We start from the raw sequence: 11,253 nt of genomic DNA on the forward strand, positions 1-11,253 counted from the left end.
CGCCAGGGCCGACGCGAGGGGTATCGTCGGCGGCGGCAGAGGTGTATAAGAGAGAGACCGACGGCGGCGCCGGCGGGACCGGTGGGCCCGGCGGGCTGTTCGGCAGCGGCGGGACCGGCGGTAGCGGCGGGACTGGTAACGGCGGCAACGGCGGCAATGGCGGGGCCGGCGGTAACGCCGGCATGCTGATCGGCAGCGGCGGCGCCGGCGGCAGCGGCGGCACCAGCCAGGGGGGCGGGAACGGCGGCAACGGCGGGGCCGGCGGTAACGCAAGCATGCTGTTCGGCCCGGGCGGCAACGGCGGCAACGGCGCAGCCGGAGACACCGGCGACCCGGGCAACGGGGGTAAGGGCGGCGACGGCGGGGCCGCCGGCAAGGCCGGAATACTGATCGGCAACGGCGGCAACGGCGGTAACGGCGGCGCGGGCGGTGCAACTTTCCAGATCGGCAGCAGCGGCGGGGCCGGCGGCAACGGCGCGCACGGTAGCAACGCCGGGCTCTTCGGCAGCGGCGGCTCCGGCGGTGCCGGTGGAAACGGCGGCTCCGGCAGCCTCGTCGGCGCCGGAGGTGACGGCGCTAACGGCGGTAATGCCTGGTTGATCGGCAATGGCGGCAACGGCGGCAACGCGGGGACCGGGTCGCCGCCTGGCCTGCCCGGCACCGGCGGAACCCGCGGGCAGTTGTTCGGCCAAAACGGGACCAACGGTTCTTAAGTGCCGCCGTCCGGCTCACGCGAACGAGTAACGGACCGGCAGGTGCTTGAGGCCGCCGACGAACGTCGTGGCTATGAATTGCGGATCACCAGTCAGCTCAACGGATTTCAACCGCGGCAGTAGCTCGGTGAAGAAGCTATTGACTTCCATGCGGGCCAGGGCGGCACCCATGCAGAAGTGCACACCATAGCCGAAGGCCACATGCTTGTTGGGTTCACGCGCGACGTCGAAGCGGAACGGGTCGTCGAAAATATCCTCATCGCGATTGGCCGACACATACGACAAGAGCACGGATTCGCCTGCAGCGATGGGTATTCCGCGCACATTGGTGTCCTTGGCAGCCGTCCGCATGAAGTGCTTGACCGGGGTGACCCAGCGGATCATCTCCTCGGTCGCCAGGGGCATGAGGCCCAGATCGTCGCGCAGGCGTTCCAGCTGGTCGGGATTCTCGATGAGTGCATGTAGGCCACCGGAGATGGTGGAGCTGGTGGTGTCGTGACCGGCGGTGGCGACGATTAAGTAGTAGGACACCGTTTCGATATCCGACAGCGGCTCGCCGTCGATGCGCGCGTTGGCGATCGCGGACGCGAGATCCTCGGTGGGCTGCTCGCGCCGTGACGCTGTCACACCGTTGAAGTATCCGAACATATCCAGCAGCGCCGGCAATTGGTCTTCACTCGTGGTGCCACGCTTGAATTCGCTGTCGTCGCTGCCGAATAGCTCCTGGGTCAGCTTGAGCATGCGAGGGAAGTCGGCTTCCGGCAAGCCGAGCAGCGACATGATGACGTAGAGCGGGAAATTGACCGCAACCTGCTGCACGAAATCGCATTCCGGGCCGACTGCCATCATCTTGTCAACGTATATCTTCGCCAATTCGTCGATGCGAACCTTCAGCGCCCGCATCGCCTTTGGGCGAAACCAGTCCGAGCCAATAGCGCGCACCACCCGATGCTGTGGGTCATCGAGGTGAATCAGCGTGCGCACGCCCGCGGCGGCCTGCACCTCGTCACCCTCTTTCGTCGCCAAGACGGGGCGCGGCCAGTTGGTGAACAGCATGTTCTCGCGCTCGATGCCCATGACGTCGTCATGCTTGGTGATCGCCCAGAACGGCCGGTAGTTCGGCACGTCGACCCACGACACCGGTGCGCTGGAACGCAAGTGGGTCAGCGCGTCGTGCAGGCGCGGCTCGTCGGTATATGCCAGTGGATCTGCCAGCAGCTTGGCGGCCTCGTCGATCATCATCGTCCTCACTGGCGAAACTCCTTCAGCGCGGCGCTAATACAGTCCTGAGTCGCGGCATGGAAGATCGGCATCACGCGATCGACGATGCCCTCGCAACGACTACGAACGGCGTCGCCAACCTCTGCGACCGGGCCGACGACGGCGAACGCTCCCAACATGTCATCGTCGATGAGCGAGCCCATGGTGTCCCACTCACCTTGCTTGGAGAGGCGATTCAGTTCAGTGTGCAGGTCGCCCCAGCCATGCAACTCAAGCACCTTGCGGTAAGCGGGTGTGGATCCATAGAAGGCGATTTGCTTGCGCGTGGCGGTGATCGCGGTAGCCAGCTCGGCGTCGTTCTCGCCGGTGGCCACCATCACTTCGGCCGACACCTCGAAGTCGCTGCGGTCGCGACCGGAGCGCTGAATGCCGCGCAGCAGCACCGGCATCGTCACCTCGGTGAGGTACCGCTTCGAGACCATAGGGTGTCCGAGGTGGCCGTCGGCAATCTCGCCACACATCTCGGTCATCGCTTCACCGACGGCGGCGAGGAAGATCTTCGGCGCGGGGTAGGGCTGCGATTCGGGCGTGAACATCGGGGTCATGATCTTGTGGGTGTAGAACTCGCCTTCAAACCGGAGCTTGCCGCCGTCGCGCCAGGCCGACCAGATCGCGTGCAGGGCGGCAACGAATTCGCGCATGCGACGCGCCGGATGACTCCAGGGCATGCTGAATCGTTTCTCGATATGGGCCTGGATTTGAGTTCCAAGCCCGAGGATGAACCGGCCCTTCGAATAGGTCTGCAGATCCCAGCCCAGGTTGGCGACGATCATCGGATTGCGGGCGAACGCCACCGCGATGTTGGTCCCGAGGTCGATTCGCGACGTGTGCTCGGCCGCTAGCGCCAGCGGGAGGAACGGGTCATGACTGGTTTCGAACGTCCAGCCCCCGTCATACCCGGTCCGTTCGAGGGCGCTGGCCGTCTGTGCCGCGCGAGCGAGTTGGTTGGAGATGCCCCCATCAATTTTGAGGCGCGGGGCGCTACCCATGCGGGCTACTTTACAGTAAGCAATCCAGTATGTAGGACGGATGCATGACGAAAGCCGAGGACTGGGAGGAGACGCTCGAGGATCTCGAACGTCGCCGTCAGCACGCGTGGGGTATGGGCGGACCGGACCGGCTCGACAAGCACCACGCCAAGGGCAAACTCGACGCCCGCGCACGCGTCGAACGACTCCTCGACCCGGGTACATTCCGCGAAATCGGCACGCTTGTCGGCGGGGAAATCGCTGCCGACGCGATCGTCACCGGCTCCGGCCATATCAACGGCGTGCCGGTGATGGTGGGCGCGGAGGACTTTACGACGGTCGCTGGAACCATCGCACCGGGCAGCAATTCCAAACGCTACCGCGTCGCCGAATTGGCGTTGCGCGACAAGATCCCGCTGGTGATGTTGCTCGAGGGAGCCGGGTTTCGCCCTACCGGCGTGCACTACGGGCGAACTCCGACCGACCTGTTGGCTCAGGCTCGTTGCTCGGGCCGAGTTCCGACGGTAACGGCGGTGCTGGGCGCCTCGGCGGGGCACGGCGCGCTGGTAGCCCCGGTGTGCGACTTCTCTGTGATGAGCCAGCAGGGCGCGATCTTTACGGCCGGGCCGCCGGTAGTGAAAGAGTCTACGGGAGAAGACATTTCAAAGGAGGATCTTGGCGGGCCGGATGTTGCGTTGGCCAGCGGGGTAATTCACAATGTCGCCGAGGACGACGAAGCGGTGCTCGACACCATCCGCCGCTATCTGTCGTATTTTCCGCCGAGCGCGTGGTCCTATCCGCCTGAGCTGGCGGCCGACGCGACCGCCGAACCGCGCCCGACGCCGGAGTTGCTGGGCATCGTCTCTCGGGACAACCGCCGCGTCTACGACATGCGCGCGGTGCTCGATGTGGTGTTCGATCGCCCCGATTGGTTGGAAGTTCAACCATGTTTTGGCAAGGCGATGATCTGCGCCCTCGCCCACCTCGGGGGGCATCCCGTCGCCGTCGTCGCCAACCAGCCGCAAGTACTCGCGGGGTCCATCGACGCCGATGCCGCCGACAAGGCCGCACACTTCATCATGGTGGCCGACTCATTCCACCTTCCGCTGATCTTCTTGGCTGACAACCCCGGCATGTTGCCGGGCAGTCGATCGGAGCGCCAGGGCGTGTTGCGCAGTGGCGCACGAATGTTCGCTGCACAAACGGCGGCAACGACGCTGAAGCTGCACGTGACGCTGCGCAAGGCATATGGCTTTGGCTCCATGGTGATGTCGCTGATCGGCTTCGATTCCCAGGTAGCCACATTCGCCTACCCGGGAGCGACAATGGGCGCCATGGGCGCCGGCGCGCTGAGCCGCGCGTCGCACGCCGACGAGGACCTGTCCGCTAAGTTGCGCCACGCCGAGCTGAAAGCGTCTTATCGCTCGGCCGAACACATGGGCTTCGACGAGCTCATCGACCCGCGCGAGACGCGTGATGCGCTGCTCGCCGCGCTGCAACGAGGCCTCCACAGCCGCCAGGCCGCCCCGGAACCGGTAACCCGCACGCTGATCATGCCGTGACTTTGTCCGGCGAGCAGACGCACACCGACACCCGCCGCAGCGTGCACATTTCATAATTCATTAAGGGTTTCCCAAGGTCGGCTCAGCACAGTTGCCCTATCAAGAAAACATTCGCCGCGACCAGCGGCGGCGCTCCGGCACTTCGTTGCGTGCCGAGTCGCAGGGCAACGACGTAGGAAGTGTTGGGCATGACCGCACTGAGTCAGGTATCGGGCTCCCCACCCAGATCCGCAAGACGTAGATTCGCCGCCACCCGTGGGGCCCCCGTCGAGATCATCGAGACCGGCCCCAGCGCTGCCGCCCGGTTGGCGGCGGTGGTGTCACGACTGACAATCAGGCCATTTCTGGCCGCGGGTAGCTACGCCCCGCTGCTGCCGTGGCCGTGGGGTCTGGTCGACGCCGTGTGGCGAATCCGCCAGCGGTTCCCAGGCACCATCCAAACCACGATCAGTTTGCCCAACACCACCGCGCAGTTGTGCCGCGCGCCCGGAGTGCTGCCGGGCGACGGTACCCGAAGGGTGGTGCTCTACCTGCACGGGGGCGCATTCGTGCTACGTGGGTCGAATTCGCACAGCAGTATTGTTAGTGCGCTCTCAAGCTTCGCCGACTCACCCATTCTGGTGGTCAACTATCGGCTGCTCCCCAAGCACACGATCGGGATGGCCATCGACGACTGCTACGACGCCTATCGGTGGCTGCGGCTCCAGGGATATCGGCCGGACCAGATCGTATTGGCGGGGGATTCCGCGGGTGGCTATCTTGCACTAACGCTCGCACAGCGACTGCAGGAAATGGACGAGAAGCCGGCGGCACTAGTGGCGATCTCCCCGCTGATGCAGCTGGCGTCTCGACCAAAGCTATCGCATCCCAACATCAGAACCGACGCCATGTTTCCGGCCAGGGCGTTCGACGCGTTCGTCGCGCTGATCGCCACCGTCGCAGCCAAGCACACCGTCAACGACACGCCCGAGGCGCTCTATGAGCCGCTCGACCATATCGAGGCCGGCCTGCCGAAGACACTCATCCACGTGTCGGGGTCCGAAGTGCTACTGCACGATGCGCGGTTGGCCGCCGCCAGGCTGGCGGCGGCTGGCGTGCCGACCGAATTGCGGGTCTGGCCGGGTCAGATTCACGATTTCCAGGTCATCGCCCCCAACGTGCCCGAGGCGACCCGCTCCTTGCGTCAGATCGGGGAGTACATTCGCGAGGCAACTGCCTAGGCGCGCCGGCTGCTGCGCTTGGTAGTGGCGCGAGCGCGCGCGTCTGTACGGCGACACGCCGTATCGCACGGCATTCTGCGCACGCTCGCGACTAATCGGTGGCCTTGTACCATCAGATCGCCATTGACGACCTGATCGCGGGCTAGCGTGCGCGCTTCACCAGCCTCGTGGCGAGTGACTGCGAATGACATTGTCGGCGAACAACTCTTCGGCCAGCGCCAGATTGCGCTCGTTCCAGACCACGAGGTTGTACTGTTCCACCGCTTTGCGTGCCGTCCGGGTGGCCATTACCCGTGTACCTCGGCGACGCCGCGCAGGAATCGCTCAGAGACCTGTTGCACGCGCCGGGAGAACACGTGACCGACGTGGCTGCCGTCGTACCAGTACAGCTCGCCGTTCCAGCGCTCTTGCAACGCAATTGCGGGCTCGCGCATGGCCATCCGGTCGTGCCAGGCGCCGACGATGAGCCGGCGCTGCGGCGGCGGCGCCGGGTCGACAGCCAGCGGGTCGATCACCGACGTCAGCTGCAAAACCGCAGGGGATTCCAGCAGCTCCCGGAATCCATTGCGCGACGGGCCCCAGCGCCCCAAGTGCCGCGCGATCATCGAGTTGAGCCCCAGAATCGGTGTGTACAGCGCGACTGCGTCGAGCTGGCGCTCCAGGTGCGACACCAGCGCGGCAACCGGGCTGCCCATCGAAATGCCGGCCACCACAACCGTCGTGGCCTTGGGCTGTACCCATCGCAGCACCGCGCGCACCTCCGACACGGCGCGCATCATCCCCGCGACGTTGCCCAGTGGATCCATGTCCGGATAGCGCGGCCATTGGCGACGTCGGCTCCCGTGTCCGGGTTGCACGGGCATCGCGACGTTGAATCCCAGCTTGCGATGCACCCGGTCGATTCGAGATAACAACAGGTCCTCTGCGCCGCCCTGCCCGGCGCCGTGCACCCACACGAGCCAGGGTCGCGGCCCGTCATGATGTCGGCACAGGTGGACCACGGCCGTCGCCGGACCGCCAAACCCCTCATCCAGCAGTGTCTTTGGCAACGTCGGCTCATGTCGAAATGTCATCCGCTCGTAGGGCAGCCCGCCGATACGGTGTCGCCGTATCGTGCGTATCCGCAAGGGTTCTGGGTCGACATGTGCGCCGTCGATGCCCAGCACGGACAATTCCTCGGCGGCGGGTGCGCACGCATCCAGCGGGCGAACATCGGTCGGCAGCCTTCCGCCCAGCAGCGAAAAGCCACTCAGCACAAGCTCATCCAGAAAGACCTCGCCGAACTGACGCACACCGCGCGCCGAACCCGGGACCCAGCCGGTCGATTGGTTGAGACCGGATACCGTCCGCGGCACCACAAGGGCGAATTCGCGGGCGATGTCCCAGGCATGTGTTGCCGGCGATAAGCGCTCCGCTCCGGTCATAAAGCTCCTTGCCGCGCTCTGGACGAACTTCCGACGACCTGCTGAAATCTATACTGTAACGGATTTAGTATCATCCGGATCGAGGAGCCGATGTGAAAGTCCCGTTCACCTGGAAGGTCACTGGTTGGTTCATGATCGGTTGGTCGCCGGAGTTTCCGATCGGCGAGGTCCGGCCACTGAGGTATTTCGGTGAAGACCTGGTCGCCTACCGCACCGAGTCCGGTGAGGTGCAAGTTCTGGAGGCGCACTGCAAACACCTCGGGGCCCACATTGGCCACGGCGGCAAGGTGGTCGGCGATTGCGTGCAGTGCCCGTTTCACGGCTGGCGCTGGGGTCCGGACGGCACCAACCGCTACATCCCGTACCAGCCGGACCGACCCAATCGAGCGCTGCGATTGCGGGTGTTTCCGGTGATGGAGCAGTACGGTTGCGTGTTCGCCTGGCATCACCCGCATGGCAAGGAGCCGCAGTGGCAGATGCCGGACATCTTCGGAAAGTTCCCGCAGTTCGAGACCGATCCGGCGGCCTACTACCGGGCCTATCCGGAGTTCTCCCGGCGCGCGGAGCGCGAGCCCGTGCATCCGCAGATCGTGGCGGAGAACGCCCCCGATAGCGCCCATTTCGAGTACGTGCACCACGCCACCGTGACGCCGAGGGTGCTGGACTGGAAGATCGTCGACCACGAATGGCAATTCGTTGCGGGTTGGCCCGACGCGAATAGCGACAAGCCCGAGGATCTCGCGTTGCGGTTCCACAGCCACTTGTTCGGCCTCGGCGGCGCGATCAGCGTTTTCGAGGGCGCACAGAACCATCGGCTGATTTTCACCTGCACGCCCGTCGATGATGAGTGTTCGGACCTGTTCTACTCAATCTGGTGGCCCCGAACCCCCGGCGATACCGCCGACGTGCCCGAGGGCAAGCTGCGCGAGATCATCGAAAAGCAGTTCCTGTCCACCGTTTTCGACGATCTGGAAATCTGGCGCTACCAAAGATATGTCGAACGCCCACCACTGTCCAAGGTCGACGCGAAAGGCTATATGGCGCTGCGGAAGTGGGCCACACAGTTTTATGACGTGCCGCCGACGGTCAGCGCATCCGCATGACACCCGCACTTGCCGAGCTCGCGGCGCCTGGGCACACGGCGATCGTCACCCAGGAGTGCCAGGGCGCGGTCATGGGCCCGGATGCCGGGCTGGCACTGCTCGCGGAGGAGGCGCGTCGCGTTGCGCTGCCCAACATCGTGCGGCTGCTGCCGGCGGCCCGGACGGCCGGGGTTCGGGTGGTGCACTGCCTGGTGCAGCGGCGACCCGACGGGCTCGGCGCCAACCACAACGCACGGATTTTCGCCGGCGGACGCGGCAGCATCGACATCGCGCCGGGCTCTGCGGGAGCGGCCTTGCTAGCCGAATTGGGTCCGGAGCCAACGGATCTGGTGCTGAGCCGATGGCACGGCGTGGGACCGATGGGCGGCACCGACCTCGACGCGATCCTGCGCAACCTTGGGGTGTCGACCATTGTCGTGGTCGGGGTTTCGCTGAACATCGCGATACCGAACGTGGTGATGGACGCGGTCAACGCCGCCTATCGCGTCGTCGTCCCCAGCGACGCCGTTGCCGGCATACCCACCGAGTACGGCGAGGCCGTCATCGCCAACACGCTGTCCCTGCTGGCGACCATCACCACCACCGACGAGCTGCTCAACGTTTGGAAGGCGATATGACCGAAACCGCATCCGGGGCCCGCGGCGGGTTTCCAGACATCAAACCTGTGGACGTACCACATCCGGAGCTGGGGCGGTTCGCGACGGCGATGCGGCGCTTGCAGGATCTGGCCGTCTCCACCAACCCGGACGCGGCGTTGTGGAGCGCCGCCGCCGAGCGGGTCGAGGGCGCCTGTGCGCTGCTCGAATGCCATCAGGTGCCCGAAGTGGAGGCACCCGGTGGCCGAGTCCTTGATCTGCCCGGGTTGGGACATCCCTTGCTGCCGCCATGGATTCTCGCGGAAGGCGGTCCTGCCGGGGTGACCATGACAGGCCACTTCACCCGATCCCACGTCGGCGGCAACAATGCCGTGCACGGCGGCATGATCCCATTGCTCTACGACTGGCTCTTCGGCATGGTCGTCTCCACCGCGAACATCCGCCCCACCCGCACCGCGTATCTGTACGTCGACTACCGCAGCATCACACCGATCGATGAGCCGTTGACGGCGCGCGGCCGCATCAGCAATGTCGATGGTAGGAAGGTCTTTATCGACGCGACCATGACTAGCGCCGACGGCACACTGCTCAGCGAAGCCAACGGCCTGATGGTCCGGCTACTCCCCCACCAACCGTGATGCGCGAGCAGACACAGAATCGCACTGCGCGGGCCTCGCGAGTGCGATTCTGTGTCTGCTCGGCGGAGAGGATTTACCTTGGGCACCACCGCATTTACTGTGCCGGCGGTCGCTGCGGCTGTCGCAGCAGCTATTGGCGAGCGCGACTTGGTCATCCAGGGAGACCGGCACTTCACCTACGCGCAGATCGTCGAACGATCCAACCGCCTTGCCGCCTACCCACATTCACGAGGGCTGGGGTGCCACACCGAGCGCTCCGCGCTGGCCGGCCACGAAACCGGCCAGGACCTGCTCGGCATATACGCCTACAACGGAAACGAATTCGTCGAAACACTGCTCGGCACCTTTGCCGCACGAGTCGCACCATTCAACGTCAACTTTCGGTATGTCAAGAACGAGCTGCAGTATCTGCTGGCTGACGCGGGCGCGACCGCGCTTGTTTACCACGCCGCATTCGCGCCCCGCGTAGCCGAAGTCCTGCCGAACCTTCCCAAGCTGCGGGTGCTGATTCAGATAGCCGACGACTCGGGCAACGAATTGCTTTACGGAGCAATTGATTACGAGGACGCCCTGGCATCCGCTACAGCCGCACCCCCACCAGTGCAGCACTCCCCCCACGACTTGTATGTCCTGTACACCGGCGGAACCACAGGCATGCCGAAGGGCGTGCTGTGGCGCCAGCACGACATCTTCATGACCTCCTTCGGCGGCCGTGACCTGATGAGCGGCCAACCTATCGGTTCGGTCGACGAGATCGTGGCGCGAGCGAGCGCCGGCCCCGGGACGAAGCTGATGGTGTTGCCGCCGCTGATCCACGGCGCCGCCCAATGGACCGTGATGACGGCAATGAACACCGGGCAGTCCATCGTATTCCCCACTGTGGTGGACCATTTGGACGCCGACGAGGTGGTTCGCACCATCGAGCGCGAACGGGTGATGGTCGTGACCGTGGTGGGCGACGCGATTGCGCGGCCGTTGGTGGCCGCCATTGAAAAGGGCATCGCGGACGTCTCGTCGTTGGCCGTCGTCGCCAACGGCGGGGCGCTGTTGACCCCATACGTCAAACAGCGGTTGATCGAAGTCTTGCCCGACGCCATGGTCGTCGACGGCGTCGGATCCTCGGAGACCGGTGCGCAGATGCACCACCTGTCCACTTCGGGCGCGGTATCCACCGGCACCTTCAATGCCGGACCCGACACTTTCGTCGCCGCCGAGGATCTGTCCTCGATCTTGGCGCCCGGACACGACGGCATGGGCTGGCTTGCGCAGCGAGGCTACGTTCCGCTCGGCTACAAGGCGATGCCACCAAGACCGCCGCGACGTTCCCCGTCATTGACGGCGTGCGATACGCCGTCCCCGGCGACCGGGCACGCCACTACGCCGACGGCCGCATCGACCTGCTGGGCCGTGATTCCGTGACGATCAATTCCGGTGGCGAGAAGATCTTCGCCGAGGAGGTCGAAATGGCGATCGCCTCGCATCCCGCGGTGGCCGACGTAGTGGTGTCCGGACGGCCGAGCGAACGTTGGGGCCAGGAAGTGGTTGCGATCGTCGCGCTCGCGGAAGGGGCCAGCGCCGGGGCGGACGAGTTGGTCGCACACGCGGGGCAGTCACTGGCGCGATACAAACTTCCCAAGGCGATCGTGTTCCGTACCGTGGTTCAGCGCAGCCCTTCGGGCAAGGCCGACTACCGATGGGCGCGTTCGGAAGCGCTCAAAGGCTGACTAGTGCGCGCCGCGGTCAGGCTG

At 65.2% G+C, this 11,253-nt stretch carries 9 protein-coding genes and 2 pseudogenes; 7 read left to right on the forward strand and 4 right to left on the reverse strand.

Annotated elements, in window-relative coordinates; translation table 11 throughout:
- Positions 1 to 713, forward strand: a pseudogene (locus MSIMFI_RS21825) (hypothetical protein); the annotation flags it as partial.
- 15 nt (positions 714 to 728) lie between these two features.
- Here MSIMFI_RS21825 and MSIMFI_RS21830 read toward each other — a convergent pair.
- Together MSIMFI_RS21830 and MSIMFI_RS21835 are read right to left on the reverse strand one after the other, a co-directional pair.
- Entirely contained in the window at positions 729 to 1,949 is a 1,221-nt protein-coding gene (locus MSIMFI_RS21830; protein WP_191499185.1) for a cytochrome P450, read from the reverse strand.
- An 11-nt stretch (positions 1,950 to 1,960) separates the two neighbouring features.
- The gene (locus tag MSIMFI_RS21835) at positions 1,961 to 2,983 is read right to left on the reverse strand and encodes an LLM class F420-dependent oxidoreductase (protein WP_191499137.1); all 1,023 of its coding nucleotides are present in this window, start codon (positions 2,981 to 2,983) and stop codon (positions 1,961 to 1,963) included.
- Between the two features lie 44 nt (positions 2,984 to 3,027).
- Here MSIMFI_RS21835 and MSIMFI_RS21840 point away from each other — a divergent pair, with 44 nt between their 5' ends.
- Positions 3,028 to 4,524 carry an acyl-CoA carboxylase subunit beta gene (locus MSIMFI_RS21840; RefSeq protein WP_191499138.1) on the forward strand — a complete coding sequence of 499 codons (1,497 nt, stop codon included), beginning with the start codon at positions 3,028 to 3,030 and terminating at the stop codon, positions 4,522 to 4,524.
- 188 nt (positions 4,525 to 4,712) lie between these two features.
- Positions 4,713 to 5,744: an alpha/beta hydrolase gene (locus tag MSIMFI_RS21845; RefSeq protein WP_191499139.1), complete on the forward strand. Its 1,032-nt coding sequence runs from the start codon at positions 4,713 to 4,715 to the stop codon at positions 5,742 to 5,744.
- Between the two features lie 156 nt (positions 5,745 to 5,900).
- On the opposite strand, the gene MSIMFI_RS21850 is transcribed toward MSIMFI_RS21845, so the two are convergent.
- Together MSIMFI_RS21850 and MSIMFI_RS21855 are read right to left on the reverse strand one after the other, a co-directional pair.
- Positions 5,901 to 6,032, reverse strand: a complete 132-nt coding sequence (locus tag MSIMFI_RS21850; RefSeq protein ID WP_396820557.1) for a hypothetical protein — start codon at positions 6,030 to 6,032, stop codon at positions 5,901 to 5,903.
- Positions 6,032 to 7,168, reverse strand: a complete 1,137-nt coding sequence (locus MSIMFI_RS21855; protein ID WP_191499140.1) for an alpha/beta hydrolase family protein — start codon at positions 7,166 to 7,168, stop codon at positions 6,032 to 6,034. Before MSIMFI_RS21855 ends, MSIMFI_RS21850 begins: the two co-directional genes overlap by 1 nt.
- 92 nt (positions 7,169 to 7,260) lie before the next feature.
- On the opposite strand from MSIMFI_RS21855, the gene MSIMFI_RS21860 reads away from it, so the two are divergent.
- The 4 genes and pseudogenes from MSIMFI_RS21860 (at position 7,261) to MSIMFI_RS21875 (ending at position 11,229) form a co-directional block, all read left to right on the forward strand.
- Entirely contained in the window at positions 7,261 to 8,271 is a 1,011-nt protein-coding gene (locus MSIMFI_RS21860; RefSeq protein ID WP_191499141.1) for a Rieske 2Fe-2S domain-containing protein, read from the forward strand.
- Positions 8,268 to 8,888, forward strand: a complete 621-nt coding sequence (locus MSIMFI_RS21865) for a cysteine hydrolase (protein ID WP_191499142.1) — start codon at positions 8,268 to 8,270, stop codon at positions 8,886 to 8,888. The genes MSIMFI_RS21860 and MSIMFI_RS21865 overlap by 4 nt, the downstream gene beginning before the upstream one ends.
- Positions 8,885 to 9,505, forward strand: a complete 621-nt coding sequence (locus MSIMFI_RS21870) for a PaaI family thioesterase (RefSeq protein ID WP_191499143.1) — start codon at positions 8,885 to 8,887, stop codon at positions 9,503 to 9,505. The genes MSIMFI_RS21865 and MSIMFI_RS21870 overlap by 4 nt, the downstream gene beginning before the upstream one ends.
- A 78-nt stretch (positions 9,506 to 9,583) precedes the next feature.
- A pseudogene (locus MSIMFI_RS21875) lies at positions 9,584 to 11,229 on the forward strand (acyl-CoA synthetase).
- The last annotated feature ends 24 nt before the right edge of the window (positions 11,230 to 11,253 follow it).

The sequence above is a fragment of the Mycobacterium simulans genome, assembly GCF_900232995.1.
Taxonomy (GTDB): Bacteria; Actinomycetota; Actinomycetes; order Mycobacteriales; family Mycobacteriaceae; genus Mycobacterium; species Mycobacterium simulans.